Source organism: Pseudomonas sp. EA_65y_Pfl2_P78, assembly GCF_963970495.1.
Lineage (GTDB): Bacteria > Pseudomonadota > Gammaproteobacteria > Pseudomonadales > Pseudomonadaceae > Aquipseudomonas > Aquipseudomonas baetica_A.
The window spans coordinates 1-23,467 of sequence record NZ_CAXAON010000039.1 but is presented as its reverse complement, the minus strand read 5'-3'; the positions used below and the strand labels follow the sequence as shown (position 1 = coordinate 23,467).

Sequence of the window (23,467 nt, the reverse complement as noted above, 5' to 3'; positions counted from 1 at the left end):
GGAAGTCGACGTGTCTTGTAGTCCATTGCCCGTGGAGGTGTCAGATATTGCAGCTTTCCCAGTGTCGGCGGGTATCGCGGTATTTCATCGGGCAGCCCTGGAGCCCTTTATTTACGGCACAATTGCCAACACTTCGGCATCAGGCCGTTGATTTCATGGTGCTCGACAGAGGAATTCATTGTGCAGACCACCCGTTTGACACTGATTTGCCATGCGCGAACCGTCTCACAGAAATTGGCGCGTTTTCCTACGAATGAGCCTGTTGAAAATATCCGGTCAGCGTCTGATGCGTTGGCCTCACGTTTCAGTTCCGCCCGCCGTTTGATTTGCGGCCCTGAATTGCGCACCCGACAGACGGCGGCGTGGTTCGGCGCGGATGCGCAAGTTGACGAGGTGCTGCGTGACTGTGACTGGGGGCGCTGGCACGGCCAGTCGATCAAGGACCTGCAACTTAAACAGGAACAAGCGCTGTACGCCTGGCTCCAGGACCCACACGCCACGCCCCACGGTGGTGAGTCGGTTGCGCATCTGTGTGAGCGAGTGGCGGCATGGCTGGTCAGTTTGCAAACCACGCCGGGACACGTCGTGGCAGTGACCCATCCGTTTATCATCCGCGCCGCGTTGATCCAGATGATGCGCGGCTCGGCGTTTCATGACATCGATGTCGAGCCACTGTCAGTGGTCGAACTGCGCTTCACCGAGCGCTGGCGCCTGCGTCTGCCCAGTCTCGATGATGGAGGCGCTGTCTGATGAAACGACTGCTGGTCATCGGCATTGGCGCTGGCAACCCGGACTACATCACGATGCAAGCGGTGAAGGCGCTGAATCGGGTGGATGTGTTCTTTTTGATGGACAAAGGCCAGAGCAAGGACAAGTTGATGGATCTGCGCCGCGAGATCTGCGAGCGCTACATCACGGATCCCGCCTACCGCTTCGCCCAAGTCCACAGCCCGGAGCGTGAGCGTGGCGACGCGGACTACGCCACCAGCATTGATGATTTGAACCGGGCGAAGCAGCAAATCTTTGCACGGCTGATCAATCAAGAGTTGGTTGACGGCCAGTGCGGCGGTTTTCTGGTGTGGGGCGATCCGGCTTTGTACGACAGTACCGTTCGTATCCTGCGGGCGCTTCTGGCGTGCGGTGCCTGTGAGTTCGAGTTCGAAGTGATTCCCGGCATCACCAGCGTTCAGGCATTGGCAGCGCAGCACAAAGTGCCGTTGAACACAATTGGTCGCTCGATTGAAATCTCCACGGGCCGGCGTTTGGCGGCAGGGCAGGTGAGTGATGCGGACAGTCTGGTGGTCATGCTTGATGCCGAAGATGCCTACCACCGGGTAGCCGATCCGCAGACCGAGATTTACTGGGGGGCTTACCTGGGAACGCCGGATGAAATTCTCATCAGCGGCAAACTCGGGGAGGTCGCGGATCAAATCGAGCAGGTGCGCAAGGCCGCGCGGGCTGAGCATGGGTGGATCATGGATACGTATTTGCTGCGCAAGCCTTAGAGCTTTGCTGGCGGGGCTGACCCGCTGTCGCTCGCGAAAACGGTGTGTCAGTCGCCGGAGATGTTGGCTGGCCGGACGCCTTCGCGAGCAAGCCCGCTCCCACAGGGGGATGGTGGTGGATACGAGATTTGGGTCTGTCGCCGATCCAGGGTGGGAGACAGCGAGCGGATGTCGTGGATCCGCCCGCTGTCTGTATTGCTCTTTATGCGCGTTGCAGTGCCAGAGCGACGCCTTGGCCGCCTCCGATGCACAGGGTCGCCAGACCCTTTTTCGCATCACGCTTGATCATTTCGTGCAGCAAGGTCACCAGCACGCGGCAACCCGAGGCGCCGATCGGGTGACCCAAGGCGATGGCGCCGCCGTTGACGTTGACCTTGTCCAGATCCCATTGCAGATCCTTGGCCACCGCCAGCGATTGTGCGGCGAACGCTTCGTTGGCTTCGATCAGATCCAGTTGCTCAATCGACCAGCCCGCCTTGTCCAGGCAGCGGCGGGTGGCTGAGACCGGGCCGATGCCCATGATCGCAGGGTCAACACCGGCGTTGGCGTAAGCGGCGATGGTCGCCAGCACGGGCAGGCCGAGCGCTTTGGCTTTTTCGGCGCTCATCAGGATCACGGCGGCCGCGCCGTCGTTGAGCGATGAAGCATTGCCGGCGGTGACGCTGCCGTCCTTTTTGAAGGCCGGACGCAGTTTCGCCAGGGATTGGGCAGTGGTTTCGCCGCGTGGCTGTTCATCAACCTTGAACGCGACCGGATCGCCCTTGCGCTGCGGAATCAGGATCGGGGTGATTTCATCAACGAAGCGCCCAGCCTCGATGGCTGCGGCTGCTTTTTGCTGCGAGGCGGCCGCGAAGGCGTCCTGCTGTTCGCGGCTGATGTCGTATTTGTCGACCAGATTCTCGGCAGTGATGCCCATGTGGTAATCGTTGAACGCATCCCACAGGCCATCGCTGATCATGGTGTCGACGATTTGCGCATGACCCATGCGCAGACCGGTGCGTGCGCCCGGCATCACGTAGTTGGACAGGCTCATGTTCTCCTGGCCACCGGCAATGATCACCTCAGCGTCGCCGCAACGGATGGCCTGTGCGCCGAGGTGCAGGGCCTTGAGGCCTGAGCCGCAGACCTTGTTCAGGGTCATGGCCGGCACGGCGTGAGGCAAGCCAGCCTTGATCGCTGCCTGACGCGCCGGGTTTTGGCCGGCGCCGGCCGTCAGCACCTGGCCCATGATCACTTCATCAACCTGCGCCCCGTCCAGCCCGGTCTGCTCGAGCAACTGGCGGATCACCGCCGCGCCCAGATCAACCGCGCTAACGCTGGCCAGAGAGCCCTGGAAACTGCCGATCGCGGTACGCGTGGCGGCAACAATGACGACGTCTTGCATTTTCGAATTCCTCACTGGGCAGCGAACTGCATTTGCGGTACGTGGTCAGGCACGATCAGTTTACCGGCGGTTTTGGCGACGATCTCTTCGACGCTGACGCCCGGCGCACGTTCTTTGAGAATGAACGCACCGTTCTCGATTTCGAGATAGGCGAGGTCGGTCAGCACCCGCTTGATGCACCCGGCACCGGTGAGTGGCAGGCTGCACTTGGACAGCAGTTTGGACTCACCGTCCTTGGAGGCGTGAGTCATGATGACGATGATGTTGTCTGCGCCCGCCACCAGGTCCATGGCGCCGCCCATGCCCTTGACCAGTTTGCCGGGAATCATCCACGAGGCGATGTTGCCTTCAACGTCCACTTCGAACGCGCCCAGAACGGTCAGATCGACATGACCGCCGCGGATCATCGCAAAGGATTCGGCGGAGTTGAAGATCGACGCGCCAATGCGCGCGGTCACGGTTTGTTTGCCGGCGTTGATCATGTCGGCGTCGATGGTTTCTTCTGTCGGAAAAGGTCCCATGCCAAGCAGGCCGTTTTCCGATTGCAGCATGACTTCCATGCCTTCGGGGATGTAGTTGGCGACCAGGGTCGGAATGCCGATGCCAAGGTTCACGTAGTAGCCGTCCTGCATTTCGCGGGCGACGCGCTGAGCCATTTGTTCGCGGGAAAGTGCCATGTTTTTATTCTCCGTCAGCCTGGATTATTTGCGGATGGTGCGCTGTTCGATGCGCTTTTCGAACGTGCCGCAAATGACCCGGTCGACGTAGATGCCCGGTGTGTGGATATGGGCGGGGTCCAGTTCGCCGGGTTCGACGATTTCTTCGACTTCGACCACGGTGATCTTGCCGGCAGTGGCGGCCAGCGGGTTGAAGTTCTGCGCGGTGTGCCGGTAGATGACGTTACCGAAATGGTCGGCTTTCCAGCCTTTGACGATGGCGAAGTCGCCGGTGATGGACTCTTCCATCAGGTACTTGCGACCGTTGAATTCACGCACCTCCTTGCCTTCGGCCACCGGCGTGCCGACGCCCGTGGCGGTGAAGAAGGCCGGAATGCCGGCGCCGCCTGCGCGCATTTTTTCGGCGAGAGTGCCTTGCGGGGTCAGGATGACTTCAATTTCGCCTTTGAGCAGTTGCTCTTCGAACAGCTTGTTTTCGCCGACGTAGGAGGCAACGACTTTGCTGATCTGGCGGTCGGTCAGCAGTACGCCGAGACCAAAGCCATCGACGCCGCAGTTGTTGGACACGACGGTGAGGTCGCGGGTGCCTTTGCGCTTGATCTGGGCGATCAGGTTTTCCGGAATGCCACACAGACCAAAGCCGCCGGCGATGACGGTCATGCCGTCCTCAAGCCCGGCCAGGGCTTCCTCGTAGGAACTCACGCGCTTGTCGAAACCTGCCATATGCACCTCTTTTATTATTTGCGGGCGGCTGGCTAGCCGAATGACTGGAGTGTCTCGCTGAAGGATATATTTGTTAAGTTGATTTTTAAGGTTGATTGATTGATAAAGATCAATAATCCATTGGATTCTGATACGGAAGCATAGCGTTCATGACCATCAAGCAGATCCGCGCCTTCCTCGCCGTGGCCCAAAGCCTGAGTTTTGCCGTCGCCTGCGAGCGGTTGCACCTGTCGCAATCGGCGCTGAGCCTGACCATCAAAGCCTTGGAAGAGGGGCTCGGTGGGCGTCTGTTCAGCCGCAACACCCGCAATGTGGCGCTGACGGCGGAGGGTGAATCCTTGCTGCCGCTGGCCCGGCGCCTGATTGCCGACTGGGACAACGCCGAAGACGAAATGCGCCAACGGTTCAGCCTGCAACGCGGGCGAGTCACGCTGGCGGCGATGCCGTCGTTTGCCGGAAATCTGCTGCCGCCGATCCTCAAGACCTTTCGGGCGCGGTATCCGAACGTCAGCGTCACGGTCAACGACGTGATCAACGAGCAAGTATTGGAAATGGTCCGCGACCGGCAAGTGGAGTTGGGCGTGGCGTTCGAACCGATGCAGAACACCTCGATGACATTTACACCGCTCTATATGGATCGGTTTGTGGCGGTGGTCTCGCAGGAGTCACCGCTGGCCGCACGCACCGAGATTGACTGGCAGACCTTGTTGCTCGAGCCGTTCATTACCTTGCAGCGGCCGTCGACCGTGCGGGTGATGCTCGAAGAACATTTGCAGGCTCGCGGCATGAAGCTACCGGTGGAATTCGAAAGCCATCAACTGTCGACGGTCGGGCGGATGGTTGCCAGTGGGCTGGGAGTCAGTGCGGTGCCGGCGTTGTGTGCCGAGCAGATGCAGGAACTGGGGGCCCGGTGCCTGACGTTGAATGACTCGGTGGAACGGGCGATTGGCGTTTTGACCGAACCGGGCAATGAACTGTCGGCGGCGGCGCAGGCGTTGTTCGATATTTTGAGGGAAAAATACTGACCCTGTGGAAGCGGGCTGTGCGTGTTCAGGTGGTCAGGCGCTGTGTCAGTAGGGGCAAAAGTTGCTCGCACGACCCTTCAACCTTCAGATCCAGTAATTCATCCGCCCGGGTCTTGCCCAGGTTGATCGCCAGCAAGGGCTTGCCGCGATCCGCGATGACCCGGCACAGGCGAAACGCCGAATAGGCCATCAACGAAGAACCCACCACGAGCATTCCTGCCGCATTTTGCGCCGCTGTCATGGCCCGTTCCGCCGTGTGTTGCGCGACGTTCTCACCGAAAAACACCACGTCCGGTTTCATCCGCTCTCCTGCGCAATGAGGGCATAGCGGTACCTGAAAACGTGCTTCGAACGCCAGGTCGAGCAGGGTATCGCCGTCCGGCGCCTGCACCGCATCGACGCCGGCCAGGTACGGGTTGTGCATTTCCATCAACCGCTGTATCGCATCGCGCTCACTTCGCTGTCCGCAATCGAGGCACAGCACCCGATGCAAGCTGCCGTGCAATTCGATGACGTCAGGACTGCCGGCCTGATCGTGCAAGGTGTCGACATTCTGCGTAATCAAGCCGCTGATCCGCCCCTGCGTCTGCAAATGGGCCAGCGCTTCGTGCGCCGCATTCGGTCGCGCCTGGCGCACGCGCGGCCAGCCGAGCATCGCCCGCGCCCAATAGCGGCGGCGTGATTCTGGGGCGGCGAGAAATTCCTGATACATCATCGGCTGGCGTCCACGGCGCACACCGTCACTGTCGCGGTAATCCGGGATACCCGACGGCGTGCTGATGCCGGCGCCGGTCAGTACCAGAAAGTCGCCTTCGGCCATCGCCTGTTGCAGCGTGTCGAAGTGTTCGCGGATCGGGCTGTCGAGCATGGTCAGCGCTCCGGGGAGGACGGTGCCAGCAGGTTAGCACGCGATACGCGCTGCTTACTTGCGCGCCTCCAGAATCAGGTTGAACGGCGTTTGCGTCGCTCGTCGGAACCGCTTGAAGCCAGCCTCGGCAAACACTTTGCGCAGACGCACTTCACCGGCCTGCGCACCGAGGCCCAGGCCAACCTCCTGGGACAGGGAGTTCGGGGTGCAAATGAACGTCGATGCGGCATAAAACAAACGCCCGACCGCGTTGATGTTGTCGTCCAGCGTGTCATTGGCAAACGGTTCGACCAGTAACACCGTGCCGTCGTCTTTTAACGCGTCGTAGGCATGGCGTGCGGCGCCGACCGGGTCGCCCATGTCGTGCAGGCAGTCGAAATAGCAGATCAGGTCGTAGTCATTGCCAGGGTAACTTTTTGCCGAGCCCTCGAAGAATTTCGCCCGGCTGCTGACACCACCTTCTTCGGCGCGTTGGGAGGCGACGGTGATCGACGGTGCGTGATAGTCGTAGCCGACGAAGCGCGAATTGGGAAACGCCTGAGCCATGATCACCGTCGAGGCGCCGTGGCCGCAGCCGATGTCGGCGACTTTCGCACCGGTCTCGAGTTTGGGGACCACACCGTCCAGGGCCGGTAACCATTCGGCGATCAAGTGACCTTTATAGCCGGGGCGGAAGAAGCGTTCCGTGCCGGTGAACATGCACGGATGATGATCACCCCAGGGCAGGGCGCCGTTACTGCGCATGGCTTTGACCAGTTTGTCCTTGTCATGGAAAAACGACGCTACCACCCCGAGGCCGCCAGCGATGTACACCGGCGAGTCTTCGACAGCCAGCGCCTGGGCCTGTTCTTCCGGTAAGCGGAACTGGCCGTCGTGGTGCTCCATGTAGCCGGAGGCGGCGTGCGCGCTGAGCCATTCGCGTACCAGGCGCGGGTTGCAGCGGGTTTTTGTGGCGAGGGTTTCGGGGCTGATCGGCTGACTGTCGGCCATCGCCCGGTAGAGCCCGAGTTCTTCGCCGACGATGACATTGGCCAGCATCGCCGCGCCGCCCATGTCGTTGACCAGTTTGCCCATGAAGTCGTTGAGTCGGGCCTCGTCCATCAGGTGTGCTCCTGAAACAGGATCACAGTCCGGCGGCGTTGAGGGTCGAGGCATGCGCCACCGGGCGGTGGTCATGGAAACGGGCAGGGCACAGCCTGAGTCCTGCGTCCCCCTCGACTGGGTACTGTTTGAGTCTAGCTGCGTTTGCGAGACTGACACTGAACAAACAGGTCGGTTAATGGTTGGGGTGAGGGCAGTGACCGACGTCGCCTGATTCAGGTCTCGGTCAACCACCGGGGAGGGTACGGGTGTTGGCGGTAGAAATGGCGGAGTTGTTCACTGTCACGTTCGAACCAATGGTTCAGCCATTGGCAATAGTGCGTTGGCGCCGATGCTTGCAACGCCGGTTGGCGAAGGCAATCGAACACGGCTTGCGCTGCCTGCATGCCCGTCATCAAGGCTTTGAGTACGCCATGTGAAGAGGCCGGATCGAGCACGCTGGCGGCATCGCCCACCATGAAATATCCGGTGCCGGCCGCTGCGGTGCTGATCCGCCAGGTCACGTCGGCACCGCGAATCGGGCCGATAGGTGGCAGTGTTTGCAGTGCCTGGGGAAGCATTCGGCTAACGTCTTTTTGTGGGGCTGAACGGGGTGTTTCGAAGTCCAGGTGTGTCCAGTGCAGCCGTTGTTTCTGGACTTGCGCAATCCATGTCCAGCCTGTGGCATGGGCCAGCAAGTGCGGCGCGGTTTCATAAGGCGCGATACAGCCTTGCAGATAGCCGTAGCGAGCCACCATTGGCGGTGAACACACTTGGGTTTTGAGGTGGAGCTGGCGACTCAACCAACTCGCTGCTCCGCTGGCATCGATCAGGCAGGAGGTAGAAAACGGCCCGTGAGTGGTAGTCAGCCCAACGATGCGATTGTCCTGCTTGAGGACGTGCCGGGCCTGACATGGTTGGTGCACTGTCACCCCGAGCTCTTCGGCCTGGCGCAACAATGTCGCATCCAGTTGCGCTCTGGCCATTTGAAAACCCCGCCATGGACCGTGTTCATCGCTACCCAAAGCGTGGAAACGCGCCGGCCCGTTCCATTGCACCCAGTGGCCGGCAAAGCGCATGGCTTGCTGATGTAACAACAGCGTATTCACGCCCAGTTGTTGCAGAAGCGGTTCAATGCCCGGGTGCAGGCTCTCACCGGGGCGAAACCTTGGGAAGCGCTGACGTTCGATCAGTGCCACACGCAAGCCGCGTTGGGCGCAACTGATTGCTGCGGCACATCCGGCAGGGCCGGCGCCGACCACTACCACATCAAAGCATTTCAACAGCAATCTGCCATGGCGTGTCTTCGCGCTTGATCAGGATTGCTTCGGCGCTGACGAGAAAAGTCACCTGCTGCTTGACCTCGACATTGCGCAACTTGAAGTCACCTTCCGGCGTCCAGATAGCGCCGCGTTCAAACATCAAGTAGCGATGAATCCAGCCGTGAAGCGTGATGCCGGTTTGCTGCTGTGCGGCGTCCACTTCGCCATTGGGCTGCTTTACTTCGAGGAAGGACAACACCGGCCACCTGTTGCGCAGCGGTTTGTCATTGGCGGCGCCGAGCACGGTGTACACCCGATACATCGACAGTACGCGGTTTTCATACGCCGATTGTGAGGTGCTGCCGGTCTGTTGCACGCAGAAGCGGTGATCGAGGGCCACTTGTGTGTAATCGGCATGGGCGTAGGCACGGTACTGAACGATCACACGATCCTCGTGCGGTATCAGCCGGGGGGGTGGCTGGTTATCCCAGGCCATGCCACCCTCCTGGCCGATTTCCTGATCGGTCAGTGGGATAACGGTGTGCAGGCTTGAGCGCGGCTCGAAGATACGCGCCGAATCTGGCGCCACCCCTGGCCAGAAAGAGCCCAGAGCCGCACAGATTTTGGCGTCTTCGGGAAAAGGGCTCGCCATCTGATAACCGGCGAGGATGTTGATCCAGGCATCGTCCGCGCCACGCTGGCGAACCCAGCCTACTTCCCATCCAGGGCCGAAAACCCCGGCCGCGCCATCGGGCAGCGAGGTTGGGCGCGAGACGGCGGACGCTGTCTGGCGCGGGTGCGAAGACCCTGTTTCAGTCGGCAGGGCGACAATCGCCGTAACACCGCGGTCCAGCGGTGAGAACACCTGGTCTTTCAAGTCCAGATTGGCGCAGTAACGGACGTTGGATAACGCCTCCAGTCGAGCGTGCCAGATATCCGGTGCGGGGAAGACGGGTTGCTCATCCGCCCAGTGCAACAGCTTGCGCTGGGTGCACAGCGGGAAAAATCCGGAGGGCCGATCACCGAATACGCCGCCACCGTTGGCAAAAGCTTCTCGAGAACCTCGCATCGCGCTCGAACCCAGCCATCCGCCGTACCGTCGTGGTAGTGCAGTGCTTGATACCCGCCCAGACGAACCCGTTCTTCCACACCTTCGTGGTCGTTCAGGTCGACGATGCTGCCGTCCGCTTCGACCTTGTGACGACCATGCACCATGCCGGAGGTGTTGGGCGGCAGCAGAAAGGACAGCGGCTGCCCCTCAAACTCGACCGGCTCGACCAGTCGGGGCCTGACCTGTGGCAGCAGCAGGCCGGGTCCCAGATCCGTGGTGTTCGCCCAGTCGGCCAGCCCCTCGGTGATGACAAAGGGCGGCCGACTGATCTCGGGTTCCTGCCAACCGGTGCCGGTGTGACGCAAATGAATGTGCCGCAGTTTTTCGTTGATCTGATGGTTGTCCAGCCTCAACGTCAAATCCATGTCGGCCAGACACTCCGGGCCATTGAATACCTTGTGCAACGGCACCCAGAAGTCCAGCCCGGGGTCGACATCCGCCTGGAAGTCCATCGGCCCGAAGCGCTCGGCGTCGCCCTTGAGTTGCATGGCGATGTAGGCGCTGTAGCGTACAGGCATTACCCGGATGCCATGTGCGTCTTCATGCACGGAAGGCATAAAGCTGCGCAATCTGGCGTCATAAAGCGCGGGGTCGGTGCCCACACGGGCAATGCCCGTGCGAGAGAAGCACAGGTCTGCATGCTCGCCTTTGACGGTGTCGCCAGCGCAGCGATATTCACTGGCAAACGCGACTAGCGCCAATGGCGCACCCTGAGCCCGCTGTTGCAGGTCATCGAGTGTTGGCGGGCGGATGCCGTAGACATAGTCCAGAACGCTCTCAACTTCGCCTGCGGTTGGAAAAATCTGCAGCGCTTTTCCGGTTTCGTCGAGCGTGACTTGTGGCGAGGCCAGTGCGTGATAAAGCAGGCTGCGGGCCGGTGCCGCAGCTTCAATCGCACGACTGCCGCCAGAGGAGAAATCCGCAAAGCCGGCCAGCGAGCGGTCGACGGTCAGTGGTTTTTTCAGTTCGGCATCCAGCGGCACGGCGAGAATATCCAGGCCATGCGCCAGCATCAGCGAATGCCAGCCACCTGGCGCCAGACGTGTACACACTTGGGTGACGGATTCCAGCAGTGTCATGGTACCTCCCGGTAAGTTTGTGTCGCACCGCCACCCAGACGTTCACCGTCGAGGGCGATCAGGCAGGCCTCGTCACCGTTGCCTTGGCCTTCAGGAAAGGTGGCGCGGTGATGCAGGTGCCGAGCTAGCCAATCGAGACGCCGTGACATCGCTTCAGTCCATTGCGAAGGTGATTGAGCATCAGAAACCGATCCTTGAATGCTGGCAAGGCCGAAGGTGTTTCAATGCCTTGACAGATTCCCACCACTCATCGGCAAAGCCCCTGTTTTGCTGGCTTGCCGGACGATCGGCAAAGACGTCGGACAGGCTCGGCGCGATAGTAGTCGAGCCGGGCGGCTGTAGGCCCTGCCAATGAATCCGAACAACAATAAGAACGCGAGGTTGCCATGCCGAAATTCGTGATTGAACGCGAGATTCCAGGGGCCGGTAAGCTGTCGGAGCAAGAACTCAAAGCCGTGTCGCAAACGTCCTGTCAGGCGTTGCGCGAACTCGGGCCTCAGGTGCAGTGGCTGCAAAGCTATGTCACGGCCGACAAAATCTACTGCGTGTACATCGCCCCCGATGAAGCACAGGTGCGCGAGCACGCCAGGCTCGGTGGATTCCCGGCCAACAGCGTGGCGCGGGTAGTGACGGTTATCGACCCGACCACCGCCGAATGATGCCGGTACTCACTTCTAGCGGAGTTCGACTTCATGGGTAACCCGATTGATCTGACTGCTTTGAAGGAACGCCAAAAAGTCGCTTGGGCCAGTGGTGATTACGCCGTGATCGGCACCACGTTGCAAATCGTTGGCGAGAACCTCGCTGAGGCCTGCGACCTGCGCTGCGATGAAGCCGTGCTGGATGTTGCTGCCGGCAACGGCAATGCGACGCTGGCGGCGGCACGCCGGGGCTGTCTGGTGACCTCGACCGATTACGTCGCGGCACTGCTTGAACGTGGACAGGATCGCGCCCGGGCCGAGCATCTGGAGGTGACGTTTCAGGTCGCTGACGCTGAAGCATTGCCGTTCGCCGACGGCAGTTTTGCCGCGGTGCTGTCGACATTCGGGGTCATGTTCGCTCCTGATCAAGCCAAGGCCGGCGCCGAACTGGCGCGGGTCTGTTGCCGGGGCGGGCGGATCGGCCTGGCGAACTGGACGCCGGAAGGCTTCGTTGGCCAAATGTTCAAAACCCTGGGCCGCCATCTGCCACCGCCAGCGATTGCCCAGTCGCCGTCAAACTGGGGCACGGAGGCGTGGCTGCACCAGCACTTCGATGATCACGATTTTGTGGTGCAGGTGACTCGCCGAACCTTCAATTTTCGCTATCGCTCGGCGGCGCACTTCATCGACATCTTTCGCCATTGGTATGGGCCGATGCACAAAGCGTTCGCAGCGCTGCCGCCGCAAAGCTGTCAGGCGCTGGAGAGTGATCTGGCGGATTTGCTCAACCGGTCGAATCGGGCGGGGGAGGACTCGCTGGTGGTGCCGAGTGAGTATCTGGAAGTGGTCATTACCAAACGCTAGTCCGCGTTCAAGCGACTTCCCCTGTGGGAGCGTGCTTGCTTGCGAATACGGTAAATCAGTCGAAACATCTTGGACTGACCCACCACATCCGCGGGCAAGCCCGCGCCCACCGTGTGCAATGGCTTATTTCACAGGGGATCGATCCAGCCACTCCAGCGCCGTCCGCCAGATACAGATCCCCAGAAAGTAAGCCGACATCAGCAGCCACAAAGCCATCACCATCGGATTGATCACCGGGTGATTGAGCACCAGTGACAGGCTGCACAGCAGCCAGATTGCCGTCACCGCAATGTTGATCGGCATGAACCGGCGTACGCGAAACGGGTGCAGGAATTTCATCCGCGTCACCGTCAGCAGCGCCAGACCGATCACGGTCACCAAGGTGATCCACGGGCCGGGGCCGATTATGTAAAGGCACAGAGCAACCACATTCCACGCGGCGGGGAAACCGACGAAATAGTTGTCCTTGCTCTTCATGTTGACGTTGCAGAAACAGAACAGCGACGACACCAGAATCAGCGACACCGTCAGCAGCAGCGTGTAATCGGGCAGGGGAATATAGCGATAGATAAACAGTGCCGGAATGAAGACGTACGTCAGGTAATCGATCACCAGGTCAAGGATCGAACCGTCGAAGCTGGGCAACACTGATTGCACATTGACCTTGCGTGCGAGCGCGCCGTCGAGGCCGTCGACGATCAGCGCCACACCCAGCCACATCAGGCAATGGGTTGGCTGATTTTCCAGCAGCGCAAGGGTGGCCAGGAACGCGGTGACCACGCCGGTCGCGGTAAAACCATGGGCGCCCCAGGCCTTGAGCCTGGCAAGGTGGACGGTCGATATCACGGGGGCGTTCTCCAGAAAGTGAAGCAAGCCGGGTACCACCCTCGGGCAAAGGGCGCCGGCAAACCGGGTCGGGGTTGCAGCTATCGACCGGTCTGGCCGGGATAAGGTTCACCCTCCTTGAATCTTAGCTGGCCGCGGAAAAAATACGCGGGCGAAATCTGCCAGCGTATTTGGCAGCAGCCCAACGGTGTTGGCGCAATGGCCGCAGCGGTCTATCGTTGCCAGACGCAGTCAATCCCTATGCCTGAGGACGACGTCATGAACACCAGTGATTTGCTTGAACAACTGCTGCGAGGCCGAGCCTCGGCGGGACAACAAAGTGGCACCTCGGCCGATGATGGTCTGGGTGGCCTCGGTGGGTTGCTGGGCGGTCTGCTTGGCGGCGCGGACTCCTCGGGTACCCGCGCAGGCTCAGCGGCCGGTGGGCTTGGCGGGTTGGGCGGTTTGCTCGGTGGCTTGCTGGGGAGCGGTGGCGGTACTCAAAGCCGTTCCGGCGGCACCCGTTACGCTGCGCTGGCGTCGCTGGGGATGATGGCGTACCAGGCGTATCAAGCCTGGCAACGCAGCCAGGCCAGCGCCGCGCCATCACAAACGCCACAAACGGCCAACCTGCTCGCCGGGCCAGACATTGAAGAGCACAGCCATGCCGTGCTCCGCGCACTGATCGCGGCAGCCAAGGCTGACGGGCGCATCGACGAAGCTGAAAAACGAATGATCCGCAGCGAAATCGGCAAACACACCGATGATCCGCAATTGCAGCAATGGCTGGATGCCGAAGTCGCCAAACCACTGGATGCCGCTGAAGTGGCCCAGTCAGCGCAGGGCGATCCGGCAGTGGCCGCCGAAATGTACCTGGCCAGCGTGATGCTGGTGGACGATCAGCAAGACGCCGAACGCCGTTATCTGGACGAACTGGCGGCGGCGTTGCAGATCGATCCCGATTTGCAGGTGCACCTGGAGCAGCAGGCCAAGGGTGTGGCCTGACGCACAATCAATAGACCAAAGCCAAATCCGGTCCCGCCCAGATGCATAAACGGGGCGGCATGAAGCTACGATCAGGTGTCGCGCAGCAAGTCGTGGGCGTTGAGCAGTTCGAAAGCGATTTGCGGGTGACTCTCCAACCCCCGGCGAATCGCCGCCGGGATTGCCTGCCGGGTCTTGCGGCACAGGCCGGGTAATTCATCGATGTGAATGGCGATGCCGCGCATGGTCCGCACTTCGTTGAAACCGGGCACGACCTCGACGCGGATACCCAGTTGCTCATACATGCGTTGTTGCAGGTGCTTGAGATCGGCAAGGTCTTTGAGCCTTTCCAGTCGCGCGAGCAAGCGTTTTTCTTCCTCGCGGGTCAGGCGCAGGATGCGCAAATCCGAGCCGGGCGTCTCCAGCAACGGATCGCGCCCGCAAATGCAGGCGCCGGGCGGGCAGGGTGAGCGCAACGGCGCAGAAGTCGTCATGGCCTCCATGATAGAGGCCGGCGGACAATTTTGCCTATGCGCTGTCAGGTTCCATCCATCGGCCGCTTCATCCCAGGCAGCTACTGATTCAGGCCTTCGTAATGCACCAGAATCGCGTTGGCGAGGTCTTCATCGCTGGCGTTGATGCCTGGATTTTCCTGGCGAACCTGTTGCAGCACCGACTCAAGATAAACCCCACGAATGGCCCCGCCACTGGCGACAAATGCAGACAAGTCGTCACGGGCCGGAATCACCATTTTGTGATCCTTGAAGGTCGAGTACAGCGACGCGGAGACACCTGCCGAGGTGGCGACATCACCCGCATCAACGCGGGCCAGCGCCGAACCGACGGGCAGGCACAAAAGTAAAGAAGAAATGAGGACTGACTTGCGCATGACGGTATTCCTCCACAAGCGCGAAGCAAAAGGGAAGTACTACATAGTGTGAGAGGGGCGCAGTGGGAGGGAGTTCCGTGCGGTGAACAATCCTGAGCGTTTGCCAGTGTTTTTCATCGGCCTCGTCAGTTGGCAGCGTGCTGGCTGCATTCGCGCGCAAATAGGCTTAACTCAAACCCTGACGAGCGCAATTACGCGTGCCCAGGGAGGACTGGAAAGTGTCGATCAAACTGCGTTTGGTGTTGCTGATTGCGACCAGCCTGCTGACAGCCTTGATCGTGAGTCTGGTCAGTTACATCGGCAACCTGAGAATGGCGTCGGCGGTCAGCGACAATGCCGTCAGCATGAGTGCGCTGCGTAACCACATGGAGGCCGACATGATGCACGACGCCCTGCGCGCCGATGTCTATTCGGCAATGCTGGTGGGGTTGGGCAAAAGTGCCGACACGGCGGCCGAAGTGCGCGATTCGATCAATGAACATGCCGGGCATTTTCGTGAGGTGCTCGATGAGAACCTCAAATTGCCGATCAACCCGACCCTGCGTAGCGCACTGGAGCAGGTCAAACCGAGTCTCGATACGTACATCAACGCGGGTGAGCGGATTGTCGGGTTGGCGCTCGACAGCCCGGATGCGGCGCAGCAGGAACTCGGGACGTTCAACACGGCGTTCAGTCAGCTCGAAACGCAAATGGCGGCTTTAAGCGAGCTGATCGAAACCAATACCCGGCAGACCGCCGAGGGCACCGAGGCGGCGATCCGCAACGCCAATCTCGCGCTCGCAGCGGTGCTGGTTGCCAGTCTGTTGTTGCTGCTGGTGCAGGGGCGCTGGGTGATGTTGAGCATCATGGGGCCACTGAAATCCGCCAGCCGTATCGCCGAAAGTATCGCCCACGGCAACCTCAGCGAGCCGATTGCCGAACCGACCGGCAAGGACGAGGCCAGTGCCTTGATCCGAACGCTGGCGACCATGCAGCGGGATCTACGCGACATGATTGATGTGGTGCGGCGCAACGCCCACGGCGTCAGCGGCATGAGCGAGAAGTTGAGCCACGGCTGTCATCAGGTCGCCGACAGCAGCCAGCAACAAAGTGTCGCCGCGGGGACCATGGCCGCAGCGGCCAGCCAGATGACCGCAAGCATCGAGGAAATCACTCGTCATGCCCAACGCGCACTGGGCATGGCCAATCAGGCCGAAGCCCTGGCCAAGGAGGGGGGCGGTGTGATTCATCAAGTGGTCAGTGACATGGACGACATCGCCCGCTCTGCGCAGCAGTCGGCGCAGGTCATCCGCACCCTGGATCAGGACTCCGAGGGCATCTTCAATATCATCCAGGTGATCAAGAGTATTGCCGATCAGACCAATCTGTTGGCGCTCAACGCCGCAATCGAAGCCGCTCGGGCAGGCGAACAGGGCAGGGGCTTTGCGGTGGTGGCTGACGAAGTGCGCAACCTTGCTGCCCGGACCAGCGCCTCCACCCAGGAAATCGCCACAATGGTTGCGCGCATCCAGCACAGCACCCGTGAGGCGGTCAGCAGCATGGAGGCCGGTGTGGCTCAGGTCGATAAGGGGATGGCGGTGACGGCCGATGTCGAGCGCGCGATCCGCGAGATCCTTGAGGCGACGTTGAGCACCACGCAACTGGTCAACGACATAACCCGCACCATTGGCGAGCAAAGCCAGGCCAGCAATGAGATTGCCCATCAAGTGGAAATGATTGCGGGAATGTCCGAGGGCAATAGCCGGGTGATCGGGCAAACCGCCGACACCACGGATGAACTGTCGACGCTGGCGGGACAATTGGCGCAGTCGGTGGATCGGTTTCGGTTATGACAGTGGGGTAGAGCCCTGCCCGTGAGGTGGCTGGACTGACGCCCTCGCGGGCAAGCCCGCCCCCCATAGGGTTTTGCTGTGTCAACACGGGCGTATTCACAACATCAACACCTGAACGCCCGCGCCCCACCCACAATCACTGGCCCTCACCGGTGTCATGTTCAGTATCAGACGGCCGATAAGTCCCTGAGCGCAAAAGACTATCAAGTCAGGAACAGACGCCCGGGTTTGCCCTGACGTGATATTCTGCGCGCCAACTTGGTTTGACCTTATTCAGTTTGCTTGCCTTCGGGCGAGCTGACGGAATCCCTGTCGCTCAAGTAGCTGAAGCCAATAATGATAAAAAGTCAGTTCAGAAGGGACATTAACTGAGGTCGATGCAGCATGTCGGCCTTGTGTGCCCACCCGTCAAAATTGAAGTGTGCCGGAATCTGCGACGCCAGCCTGAGCGTCATCAAAGCGGATCGCATGCAGATAACAGCGGCGGGCGGAAGACGTTTTATCATAGGTGCAACGGATGTTTAAGAAAGTGAACACAGCCTTGCTAGGGCTGGCTTTGTCGATGGGGCTGTCGTCCGCTCAGGCGGAAGAGGCAAAGAAAGTTGATGTGCTGTTGATCGGCGGCGGCATCATGAGCACCACGCTGGGTGTGTGGATCAACGAGCTGGAACCAAGCTGGTCGATGGAAATGGTCGAGCGTCTTGACGGCGTCGCCCTGGAAAGCTCCAACGGCTGGAACAACGCCGGTACCGGTCACTCGGCTCTGGCTGAGCTGAACTACACCCCGGAAGATGAAACCGGCAAAGTAGTGATTCCCAAAGCGGTCGAGATCAACGAAGCGTTCCAGATCTCCCGTCAGTTCTGGGCCTGGCAGGTTCAGCAAGGTGTGCTGAAGAACCCTCGTTCGTTCATCAACACCACGCCGCACATGAGCTTCGTGTGGGGCGATGACAACATCAAGTTCCTGAAAAAGCGCTACGAAGCCCTGCAAGCAAGCCCGCTGTTCGCCGGCATGCAGTACTCCGAAGACCCGGCTGTGATCAAGAAGTGGGTCCCGCTGATGATGGAAGGGCGTGACCCGAACCAGAAAATCGCGGCCACCTGGAGCCCGCTGGGTACCGACATGAACTTCGGTGAAATCACCCGCCAGTTCGCTGCGCACCTGCAGACCAAGCCTAACTTCGATCTGAAACTGTCGAGCGAAGTCGAGGACATCACCAAGAATGCCGATGGCACCTGGCGCGTCAGCTACAAAAACCTGAAAGACGGCACCAAAACCGAAACCGACGCCAAATTCGTGTTCATCGGCGCCGGCGGTGGTGCACTGCACCTGCTGCAGAAGTCGGGCATTCCAGAAGCCAAGGAGTATGGCGGCTTCCCGGTGGGTGGTTCGTTCCTCGTGACTGAAAACCCGACCATCGCCGAGCAACACTTGGCCAAGGCCTACGGTAAAGCGTCGGTTGGCTCTCCGCCAATGTCCGTGCCGCACCTGGACACCCGTGTTCTGGACGGCAAGCGCGTCCTGCTGTTTGGCCCGTTCGCCACCTTCAGCACCAAGTTCCTGAAAGAAGGTTCATACCTGGACCTGCTGACCAGCACCACGACCCACAACATCTGGCCGATGACCAAGGTCGGCATCAAGGAATACCCGCTGGTCGAGTACCTTGCTGGCCAACTGATGCTGTCGGATGAAGACCGCATGAACTCGCTGAAGGAATACTTCCCGAACGCCAAAGCCGAAGACTGGCGCCTGTGGCAAGCCGGCCAACGCGTGCAAATCATCAAGCGTGATGAAGCCGCTGGCGGCGTGCTGAAACTGGGCACCGAAATCGTTGCTGCACAAGACGGCTCCATCGCCGGCCTGCTGGGCGCATCGCCAGGCGCGTCGACCGCTGCACCGATCATGTTGAGCGTGCTGCAGAAAGTCTTCAAAGACAAAGTCGCCACCCCAGAATGGCAAACCAAGCTGCACCAGATCGTTCCAAGCTACGGCACTCAGCTGAACAGCGATCCAGCCAAAGTGGCTGCAGAGTGGGCTTACACCGCCAAGATCCTCGAACTGCCGACGCCTCCAGTGATCGGTCAGGCTGTGGCTCCGGCTGCAGAGGCTGCCGCTGACAAGGCTGCTGCACCGAAGGAAAACGCTGCACGTGACATGGCTCTGTAACTAGAACCCTGACACACAAAGCCCACTGAACCGGCGACGGTCAGTGGGTTTTTTTGTGGTCCAAACCTTTAACTGCCGCCGGGTTGTTGTGTGCTCAGGCTTTTGCGGTTGCCAGATACGCCCCAACCCGCCGTCCCATCTCTTCGCCCAACGCCTGCAACCCACTCAACGGCCGCACCATCACTTCAAACTCGACAATCTTCCCGTGTTCATCGAAACGAATCATGTCGATGCCCTTGAGCTCTTTAGCGCCAACCTTGGCACTGAACTCCAGAATCACGTTCAGCCCATCTGCGGTCGCCAGTTCTCGGTGATATTCAAAGTCTTCGAACACCTCGAACACTGTGTTGAGAATCATCGCCACCACCGGTGCGCCGGGGTAGGGCGTGTGCGCCATCGGCGAGCGGAACACGGCTTGCGGATCAAGCAGTCCGGGCAGCGCACTCAAGTCGCCGGTGCGAATCATCTCGTGCCAACTTCGCAGGGATTCGGCGACATTGGGTTGCAAGTTCAGGTCAGTCATTTGCACTCCTGGATTTTTGTTGTTCTTCATGCGACGGCAATGACTCTAGATCAACCATGACGAAACGGGACCTTTGTGTGCCGATCTGAATGTCGGTTAATCGCTCAAACGGATCAGATCTTCATCTGATCCGTATTTTTCTGCTTTATCTGCCTCTGTAATCAGCTCAGTCATCCGCTCAAAATGCCCCGGCAGTTCGGTCACTCGCGACAGTCCTTCATCCCGAAGCGTCCAGTGCACCGCAAGCTCAGCATTGAGGAGAGCAACATGAACAAGATGGCGTTTTTTCTGGGTGGATTTTTGGTACTGACCATTCTGATCGGCCTGCTCGCGACGATTTCTCCGATCTGAGCCATGCGCTTCAAATGACGGCCACAGGTGTGCTGCGCCAATCGTGCTTAAATGCTGCGCCTCACACCTGGCGGATTCACGATCCTGACTTGCCCTGACGGCGCTCAATACCGTCGGGGTTGCCAATGTCCAGCAACCTTCTTTCCACTAATACATTCTCAAGTGCCTGACGCTCGACCGGCGCCATCTGGTGTTCGCGTTTTTTCAGTTCCAGCAGGATCGGGCTGGACCAGGTGCGGTAGGTCTGTTCGAAGTTGGGGCGCGATGTCATCAGTCTCTCCTTGATCAAGAGCCCGGTGTGGCTGGCAGGGGCTCTGTCCGATGCGGGAGTAACTTTAGTCGAGAAATCGGGAAGCGGCTAATGCACCTGCTTTTTTGGGAGCTGGCTTGCCAGCGATAGCGGTGGGTCAGTTGACATTGCTTTGACTGACAGTCCGACATCGCTGGTAAGCCAGTTCCTACAGGATTACTCGGTGGGCACAAGGTCAATCGTCAACATTCATCAACTGCTGCACGCCTTCCCACGCCTCCGCGCGCATGTGTTCGATATCCAGCCCCGGAATCACGCCGTTGTCCATCACCACCACACGGCCGCCGACCAGGCTGTATTTCACCGTGATCGGTTCGCCCGCCACCACGGGTGCGACGCCGCTACCGAGGCGCGCATTGCTCACCGGGCAGTGGGAGATGCCAGTGCCGGTCTGCGCGAGCAGGCGGATTTCGCCGGGTTGCAGGTGCACGGCGTGGGCAAACCAGACGTCGGGGCCGAGCCATTCGTGTTCGGCGACGAACTCTACGGGCAGGAAGTTGTATTTTTCGCGGCAGAAATTCACGTAGTTCTGCGTTTCGGACAAGTGCGTGTGCAGGTGCAAACCGAGCCCGCGTGCGGTATGGGCCAGTTCACGCAGCAAGGTCGGTGGCAGCGAGAAAGTCGGCGTAGTTGGCGCGATCACCACACGGCGCATCGCATCCGGCGTGTTCTGGTGATACAGCGATCTCAGTCGCTCGATGTCGCCGACCATTTGCTCAAGGCTTTCCGGTTGCAGCGCGGTTTTCGAGAGGCCCGGATGAGCGCTGGCTGACTCCAGTGCACCGCCTCGGCACAGCACAAAGCGTAGACCGAACTCATCTGCCAGATCGAACAGCAAGTCACCGGTCTCGGTGCTGCAGTGGGCGTGATAAAGGTAGTGGAGCAGCAACTCGACCATGCCTGACCTTGCAGCGATCCTCGCCAACTGCGGCGTGAACCGGTTCAAACGCGGGTAGGGCACGCGGGCCGCGCAGACCGGTCATCACCGCGAGCGGATTTTTAATCAGGATGTTTTGAAGTTGAGTCATGGGCAGGCTCCAGTCAGAGGATGTGCGAGGCAGATTTACCGGCGGTGGTTTCGGGCGCGCTGACGCCATTGAGCGCGGCATTGAGCAGCACCGACACCAGGCAGGCGGTGACCACGCTGCTGTGCAGGAACGGCTGCGACCATTCGGGTAATTGTTTGAACAGGGTGGGCGCGAGCACCGGCACCAGGGCGGCGGCGATGGTGAAACCGACGATCAGCACGTTGTAGCGATTTCCCCACCATCCATCGAACCTGCTGAGCAACACCACCAAACGTGATTTAATAGCCGCCTTTCACGGTTCCGGGACACGGGAGCAACGTGATCCGCGCGACCTGCGCGGCACCCGCCACCCACCCCCATCGCCCTTAAGTCGTTCTCACATAAGGCAGTCATGGATACGGGTTCTCGACTCAAACTAGTACGCGAAAGCTACAAACTCTCCCAGCGCGAGCTGGCCCGGCGTAGCGGCGTGACCAATGCCACCATCTCCCTGATCGAACAGAATCGCGTCAGTCCTTCCGTCAGCTCACTGAAAAAGCTGCTCGAAGGCATCCCGATGTCCCTGGCCGACTTCTTCACCTTCGACCAGCCCCCACGCGAACACCAATACGTCTTCCGCGCCAACGAACAACCCGATCTGGGCCGCCATGGCCTGCGCCTGCTGCTGATCGGCGCCTCTGTGCCGAGCCGACAAATGCGCTTGCTGCGCGAGCAATACGCACCGGGCGCGAGCTCCGGGGAAGAGCCGATTGTGCATGCGGAAGGTGAGGAGTGCGGGCTTGTTACGCGGGGGACTGTTGAGTTGACCGTGGATGGGTCGGTGAGTGTTTTGAATGCCGGGGATGGGTATTACTTTCCGACGACGTTGCCGCATAAGTTTCGGAATATCGGGGCGGATGAGGCTGAGATAATTAGTGCGAATACGCCTGCTAACTTTTGATTGGTGTAAGTGTTCAATTTTTGTGAGTTTTGAATGATCCGATACCTGTTTGGGTGTCGGATTTTTTTTGCTCGTGTATCGATTTTTATGGGTGGCCCTTATTAGGGTTTATTTGTTTTTTAGGGCTTTTTTAGGCGCTAGGAAAATTTCGTAGGATGATTCGCATAGCGGTGTAAGGAAAGTATGAGTGTGTAATGATGATGTTTTTTGTGTGGCGCTCGATGGTTTGTGAGTATGTATATTGTTAGACGTTTTTTGTGTTTTTGGGATCAAAGTGTGGGCTGTGCATTCTGAATGCTAGCAATATAGGCTAAGGTGGTTCTTGTTGATGGGGATTTTAGTAAAGGTGTATGTTGTTATAAAGCTGTGTTTCGCAAGTTTCGCTATTTCGGCTTTTTATGCAGTATTGTTGGTGTATGAATTTGAAAAAATGCTCCAGCTAGATGAATTTGTCGGGTATATTGTCAGGGCTGTGTTATTTGTTTTCTTGTTGATTTTGAATTTTCGTTATTTGTTTTTCGAATTGATTCTTAAAGTTCTTCAGCGCCCTTTTCTTATTCGGAAAACCCCGTGGCTGGTTGTCTGTTGTTTTAGCTTCATGTCTTCTGTGTTCTGCGCGGAGGTAGCTATTCAGATGTATGATCTTGTCGTTGGCGAGTCGCCCATGTTTTCAAACTTTTATCGCGGAATTGTTGGGGGTTCGGGATTTGTGATTGCCTACATTTTTCTCCATAAACGTTCAATGAAATCTGTCTGAATACTATTTGGTGTCTGGGGCGTCTTTGATATTTTTGATCGTAATCATGTCGGCCAGTATTTCAAGTGAAAGTGCTAGCTTTCCCGCGCTTTTAAATGCGCGCTCATAATTTAAGGGGTCTCGGTTGAAAAGCTCTATCGAGCCAGTCTTGCGGACAGGAAAAAAAACTCCTATTCCCGAAAGGCTGAGGTCTACAAGGTAATAGCGTGTATTTCCGGTGGAAGTGTCGCCAGAAATAGCTTGGTAACCTTTTCGGATAGGTCCCACTAACGCTGGCTCGGTCGGGCCATTGTAGATATTTCCTACCCCTTCATAAACGTTGTTTGCGCCATGCGCATAATAAAGTACACCTAATGGCATGGCTCCACCGCGCGTGCTCGCAATTACGATAGCGCCTGTTTGAATCTGCATAATCCCCGCCGCAGCACCCACACCGTTCTGGGCGTAGAACAATATTTTATTTGATAAGTCGGCGTGTTCCTCTTTAAGTGCTTGCAACCCTTGCTTGGCACTAACGGCGTTTTTCAAGGTTGTTGTCGCGTCGCCGTCTAACTATGCCGCTCTTTTCTCGGTCTGCTGCTGCCGATCCGGGTTCAACATCACAGTGCCCATCGGCTCCCAGTTTCTTGTCTGTCCAGACCA

Annotated in this window: 27 protein-coding genes and 2 pseudogenes; 11 read left to right on the top strand and 18 right to left on the bottom strand. The window is 59.1% G+C overall.

All coding sequences use genetic code 11. The annotated features are described in order from the left end of the window. Nucleotides 1–180: 180 nt before the first annotated feature. Together AACY02_RS23095 and cobF are read left to right on the top strand one after the other, a co-directional pair. Nucleotides 181–750: a histidine phosphatase family protein gene (locus AACY02_RS23095; RefSeq protein ID WP_339433925.1), complete on the top strand. Its 570-nt coding sequence runs from the start codon at nucleotides 181–183 to the stop codon at nucleotides 748–750. Continuing rightward, on the top strand, nucleotides 750–1,505 hold the full coding sequence (gene cobF / locus AACY02_RS23090; protein ID WP_339433924.1) for a precorrin-6A synthase (deacetylating): 756 nt from the start codon (nucleotides 750–752) through the stop codon (nucleotides 1,503–1,505). The genes AACY02_RS23095 and cobF overlap by 1 nt, the downstream gene beginning before the upstream one ends. 202 nt (nucleotides 1,506–1,707) lie before the next feature. Here the strand turns inward: cobF and AACY02_RS23085 are convergent, their stop codons facing one another. The 3 genes from AACY02_RS23085 to AACY02_RS23075 are packed head-to-tail and all read right to left on the bottom strand — an operon-like array spanning nucleotide 1,708 to nucleotide 4,289. Continuing rightward, entirely contained in the window at nucleotides 1,708–2,889 is a 1,182-nt protein-coding gene (locus AACY02_RS23085; protein ID WP_339433923.1) for an acetyl-CoA C-acetyltransferase, read from the bottom strand. Between the two features lie 11 nt (nucleotides 2,890–2,900). Next, on the bottom strand, nucleotides 2,901–3,566 hold the full coding sequence (locus tag AACY02_RS23080; RefSeq protein WP_339433922.1) for a CoA transferase subunit B: 666 nt from the start codon (nucleotides 3,564–3,566) through the stop codon (nucleotides 2,901–2,903). A 24-nt stretch (nucleotides 3,567–3,590) separates the two neighbouring features. Beyond that, nucleotides 3,591–4,289, bottom strand: a complete 699-nt coding sequence (locus tag AACY02_RS23075; RefSeq protein WP_339433921.1) for a CoA transferase subunit A — start codon at nucleotides 4,287–4,289, stop codon at nucleotides 3,591–3,593. Between the two features lie 149 nt (nucleotides 4,290–4,438). On the opposite strand from AACY02_RS23075, the gene AACY02_RS23070 reads away from it, so the two are divergent. Beyond that, nucleotides 4,439–5,314: a LysR family transcriptional regulator gene (locus tag AACY02_RS23070; RefSeq protein WP_339433920.1), complete on the top strand. Its 876-nt coding sequence runs from the start codon at nucleotides 4,439–4,441 to the stop codon at nucleotides 5,312–5,314. A gap of 25 nt (nucleotides 5,315–5,339) precedes the next feature. Here AACY02_RS23070 and AACY02_RS23065 read toward each other — a convergent pair whose 3' ends face one another. The 6 genes from AACY02_RS23065 to AACY02_RS23040 all read right to left on the bottom strand — a co-directional run bounded on the left by AACY02_RS23065 (nucleotide 5,340) and on the right by AACY02_RS23040 (nucleotide 10,863). Then, nucleotides 5,340–6,182 (bottom strand): NAD-dependent protein deacetylase, encoded by an 843-nt coding sequence (locus tag AACY02_RS23065; RefSeq protein ID WP_339433919.1) that lies wholly within the window; start codon nucleotides 6,180–6,182, stop codon nucleotides 5,340–5,342. Between the two features lie 54 nt (nucleotides 6,183–6,236). Then, nucleotides 6,237–7,283, bottom strand: a complete 1,047-nt coding sequence (locus AACY02_RS23060) for a class I SAM-dependent methyltransferase (RefSeq protein WP_339433918.1) — start codon at nucleotides 7,281–7,283, stop codon at nucleotides 6,237–6,239. A 215-nt stretch (nucleotides 7,284–7,498) separates the two neighbouring features. Next, nucleotides 7,499–8,545, bottom strand: a complete 1,047-nt coding sequence (locus AACY02_RS23055) for an NAD(P)/FAD-dependent oxidoreductase (RefSeq protein WP_339433917.1) — start codon at nucleotides 8,543–8,545, stop codon at nucleotides 7,499–7,501. Then, complete coding sequence (locus tag AACY02_RS23050; protein ID WP_339433916.1) at nucleotides 8,532–9,389, bottom strand: hypothetical protein; 858 nt, start codon at nucleotides 9,387–9,389, stop codon at nucleotides 8,532–8,534. The genes AACY02_RS23055 and AACY02_RS23050 overlap by 14 nt, the downstream gene beginning before the upstream one ends. A gap of 8 nt (nucleotides 9,390–9,397) precedes the next feature. Then, the gene (locus AACY02_RS23045) at nucleotides 9,398–10,714 is read right to left on the bottom strand and encodes a hypothetical protein (protein WP_339433915.1); all 1,317 of its coding nucleotides are present in this window, start codon (nucleotides 10,712–10,714) and stop codon (nucleotides 9,398–9,400) included. Next, nucleotides 10,711–10,863, bottom strand: coding sequence for a hypothetical protein (locus AACY02_RS23040; protein WP_339433914.1), 153 nt, complete (start codon nucleotides 10,861–10,863; stop codon nucleotides 10,711–10,713). The genes AACY02_RS23045 and AACY02_RS23040 overlap by 4 nt, the downstream gene beginning before the upstream one ends. Nucleotides 10,864–11,100: 237 nt before the next feature. Here AACY02_RS23040 and AACY02_RS23035 point away from each other — a divergent pair, with 237 nt between their 5' ends. Both AACY02_RS23035 and AACY02_RS23030 read left to right on the top strand, forming a co-directional pair. Then, nucleotides 11,101–11,373, top strand: a complete 273-nt coding sequence (locus AACY02_RS23035; protein ID WP_064120013.1) for a DUF4242 domain-containing protein — start codon at nucleotides 11,101–11,103, stop codon at nucleotides 11,371–11,373. Nucleotides 11,374–11,406: 33 nt separating this feature from the next. Next, on the top strand, nucleotides 11,407–12,219 hold the full coding sequence (locus AACY02_RS23030) for a class I SAM-dependent methyltransferase (protein ID WP_339433913.1): 813 nt from the start codon (nucleotides 11,407–11,409) through the stop codon (nucleotides 12,217–12,219). Between the two features lie 123 nt (nucleotides 12,220–12,342). Here the strand turns inward: AACY02_RS23030 and pcsA are convergent, their stop codons facing one another. Further along, nucleotides 12,343–13,065: a phosphatidylcholine synthase gene (gene pcsA, locus AACY02_RS23025; RefSeq protein ID WP_221733809.1), complete on the bottom strand. Its 723-nt coding sequence runs from the start codon at nucleotides 13,063–13,065 to the stop codon at nucleotides 12,343–12,345. Nucleotides 13,066–13,323: 258 nt separating this feature from the next. On the opposite strand from pcsA, the gene AACY02_RS23020 reads away from it, so the two are divergent. After that, entirely contained in the window at nucleotides 13,324–14,049 is a 726-nt protein-coding gene (locus tag AACY02_RS23020) for a tellurite resistance TerB family protein (RefSeq protein WP_339433912.1), read from the top strand. Nucleotides 14,050–14,120: 71 nt separating this feature from the next. On the opposite strand, the gene AACY02_RS23015 is transcribed toward AACY02_RS23020, so the two are convergent. Then, nucleotides 14,121–14,522 (bottom strand): hypothetical protein, encoded by a 402-nt coding sequence (locus tag AACY02_RS23015; protein WP_339433911.1) that lies wholly within the window; start codon nucleotides 14,520–14,522, stop codon nucleotides 14,121–14,123. 80 nt (nucleotides 14,523–14,602) lie between these two features. Next, nucleotides 14,603–14,917 carry a DUF2388 domain-containing protein gene (locus AACY02_RS23010; RefSeq protein WP_339433910.1) on the bottom strand — a complete coding sequence of 105 codons (315 nt, stop codon included), beginning with the start codon at nucleotides 14,915–14,917 and terminating at the stop codon, nucleotides 14,603–14,605. A gap of 197 nt (nucleotides 14,918–15,114) precedes the next feature. On the opposite strand from AACY02_RS23010, the pseudogene AACY02_RS26105 reads away from it, so the two are divergent. The 3 genes and pseudogenes from AACY02_RS26105 to mqo form a co-directional block, all read left to right on the top strand. Continuing rightward, a pseudogene (locus AACY02_RS26105) lies at nucleotides 15,115–15,894 on the top strand (MCP four helix bundle domain-containing protein); the annotation flags it as partial. Then, a complete protein-coding gene (locus tag AACY02_RS26100) occupies nucleotides 15,886–16,749 on the top strand; it encodes a methyl-accepting chemotaxis protein (RefSeq protein WP_445262003.1) in 864 nt (287 codons plus the stop codon). The pseudogene AACY02_RS26105 and the gene AACY02_RS26100, both read left to right, overlap by 9 nt. Before the next feature lie 517 nt (nucleotides 16,750–17,266). Then, nucleotides 17,267–18,916, top strand: a complete 1,650-nt coding sequence (gene mqo, locus AACY02_RS23000) for a malate dehydrogenase (quinone) (protein WP_339433908.1) — start codon at nucleotides 17,267–17,269, stop codon at nucleotides 18,914–18,916. A gap of 94 nt (nucleotides 18,917–19,010) precedes the next feature. On the opposite strand, the gene AACY02_RS22995 is transcribed toward mqo, so the two are convergent. The 5 genes and pseudogenes from AACY02_RS22995 to AACY02_RS22975 form a co-directional block, all read right to left on the bottom strand. Beyond that, nucleotides 19,011–19,439 (bottom strand): nuclear transport factor 2 family protein, encoded by a 429-nt coding sequence (locus AACY02_RS22995; protein ID WP_339433907.1) that lies wholly within the window; start codon nucleotides 19,437–19,439, stop codon nucleotides 19,011–19,013. Nucleotides 19,440–19,535: 96 nt separating this feature from the next. Beyond that, entirely contained in the window at nucleotides 19,536–19,916 is a 381-nt protein-coding gene (locus AACY02_RS22990; RefSeq protein ID WP_339433906.1) for a hypothetical protein, read from the bottom strand. After that, nucleotides 19,867–20,061, bottom strand: coding sequence for a hypothetical protein (locus AACY02_RS22985; protein WP_221733894.1), 195 nt, complete (start codon nucleotides 20,059–20,061; stop codon nucleotides 19,867–19,869). The genes AACY02_RS22990 and AACY02_RS22985 overlap by 50 nt, the downstream gene beginning before the upstream one ends. Nucleotides 20,062–20,275: 214 nt before the next feature. Continuing rightward, nucleotides 20,276–21,067: pseudogene (locus tag AACY02_RS22980) on the bottom strand (amidohydrolase family protein); the annotation flags it as partial. Nucleotides 21,068–21,141: 74 nt separating this feature from the next. Next, on the bottom strand, nucleotides 21,142–21,390 hold the full coding sequence (locus AACY02_RS22975; RefSeq protein ID WP_339433905.1) for a hypothetical protein: 249 nt from the start codon (nucleotides 21,388–21,390) through the stop codon (nucleotides 21,142–21,144). A gap of 129 nt (nucleotides 21,391–21,519) precedes the next feature. Between AACY02_RS22975 and AACY02_RS22970 the strand changes: the two genes are divergently transcribed. Beyond that, nucleotides 21,520–22,068 carry a cupin domain-containing protein gene (locus AACY02_RS22970; protein WP_007950154.1) on the top strand — a complete coding sequence of 183 codons (549 nt, stop codon included), beginning with the start codon at nucleotides 21,520–21,522 and terminating at the stop codon, nucleotides 22,066–22,068. Between the two features lie 328 nt (nucleotides 22,069–22,396). Then, nucleotides 22,397–22,825 carry a hypothetical protein gene (locus AACY02_RS22965; RefSeq protein ID WP_339433904.1) on the top strand — a complete coding sequence of 143 codons (429 nt, stop codon included), beginning with the start codon at nucleotides 22,397–22,399 and terminating at the stop codon, nucleotides 22,823–22,825. Between the two features lie 3 nt (nucleotides 22,826–22,828). Here AACY02_RS22965 and AACY02_RS22960 read toward each other — a convergent pair whose 3' ends face one another. After that, on the bottom strand, nucleotides 22,829–23,353 hold the full coding sequence (locus tag AACY02_RS22960) for a DUF4225 domain-containing protein (RefSeq protein WP_339433903.1): 525 nt from the start codon (nucleotides 23,351–23,353) through the stop codon (nucleotides 22,829–22,831). Nucleotides 23,354–23,467 lie beyond the last annotated feature (114 nt).

What these genes read in the sequence shown, in the direction of transcription:
- AACY02_RS23045 (WP_339433915.1), bottom strand. Translation starts at nt 10,714, where the DNA reads ATGACACTGCTGGAATCCGTCACCCAAGTGTGTACACGTCTGGCGCCA.
- AACY02_RS22995 (WP_339433907.1), bottom strand. Translation starts at nt 19,439, where the DNA reads ATGACTGACCTGAACTTGCAACCCAATGTCGCCGAATCCCTGCGAAGT.
- AACY02_RS23075 (WP_339433921.1), bottom strand. Translation starts at nt 4,289, where the DNA reads ATGGCAGGTTTCGACAAGCGCGTGAGTTCCTACGAGGAAGCCCTGGCC.
- AACY02_RS22965 (WP_339433904.1), top strand. Translation starts at nt 22,397, where the DNA reads ATGGGGATTTTAGTAAAGGTGTATGTTGTTATAAAGCTGTGTTTCGCA.
- AACY02_RS23060 (WP_339433918.1), bottom strand. Translation starts at nt 7,283, where the DNA reads ATGGACGAGGCCCGACTCAACGACTTCATGGGCAAACTGGTCAACGAC.
- cobF (WP_339433924.1), top strand. Translation starts at nt 750, where the DNA reads ATGAAACGACTGCTGGTCATCGGCATTGGCGCTGGCAACCCGGACTAC.
- AACY02_RS23085 (WP_339433923.1), bottom strand. Translation starts at nt 2,889, where the DNA reads ATGCAAGACGTCGTCATTGTTGCCGCCACGCGTACCGCGATCGGCAGT.
- AACY02_RS23070 (WP_339433920.1), top strand. Translation starts at nt 4,439, where the DNA reads ATGACCATCAAGCAGATCCGCGCCTTCCTCGCCGTGGCCCAAAGCCTG.
- AACY02_RS23080 (WP_339433922.1), bottom strand. Translation starts at nt 3,566, where the DNA reads ATGGCACTTTCCCGCGAACAAATGGCTCAGCGCGTCGCCCGCGAAATG.
- AACY02_RS23015 (WP_339433911.1), bottom strand. Translation starts at nt 14,522, where the DNA reads ATGACGACTTCTGCGCCGTTGCGCTCACCCTGCCCGCCCGGCGCCTGC.
- AACY02_RS26100 (WP_445262003.1), top strand. Translation starts at nt 15,886, where the DNA reads ATGCAGCGGGATCTACGCGACATGATTGATGTGGTGCGGCGCAACGCC.
- AACY02_RS23020 (WP_339433912.1), top strand. Translation starts at nt 13,324, where the DNA reads ATGAACACCAGTGATTTGCTTGAACAACTGCTGCGAGGCCGAGCCTCG.
- AACY02_RS23040 (WP_339433914.1), bottom strand. Translation starts at nt 10,863, where the DNA reads ATGTCACGGCGTCTCGATTGGCTAGCTCGGCACCTGCATCACCGCGCC.
- AACY02_RS22970 (WP_007950154.1), top strand. Translation starts at nt 21,520, where the DNA reads ATGGATACGGGTTCTCGACTCAAACTAGTACGCGAAAGCTACAAACTC.
- AACY02_RS23065 (WP_339433919.1), bottom strand. Translation starts at nt 6,182, where the DNA reads ATGCTCGACAGCCCGATCCGCGAACACTTCGACACGCTGCAACAGGCG.
- AACY02_RS23010 (WP_339433910.1), bottom strand. Translation starts at nt 14,917, where the DNA reads ATGCGCAAGTCAGTCCTCATTTCTTCTTTACTTTTGTGCCTGCCCGTC.
- mqo (WP_339433908.1), top strand. Translation starts at nt 17,267, where the DNA reads ATGTTTAAGAAAGTGAACACAGCCTTGCTAGGGCTGGCTTTGTCGATG.
- AACY02_RS23035 (WP_064120013.1), top strand. Translation starts at nt 11,101, where the DNA reads ATGCCGAAATTCGTGATTGAACGCGAGATTCCAGGGGCCGGTAAGCTG.
- AACY02_RS22985 (WP_221733894.1), bottom strand. Translation starts at nt 20,061, where the DNA reads ATGACATCGCGCCCCAACTTCGAACAGACCTACCGCACCTGGTCCAGC.
- AACY02_RS23030 (WP_339433913.1), top strand. Translation starts at nt 11,407, where the DNA reads ATGGGTAACCCGATTGATCTGACTGCTTTGAAGGAACGCCAAAAAGTC.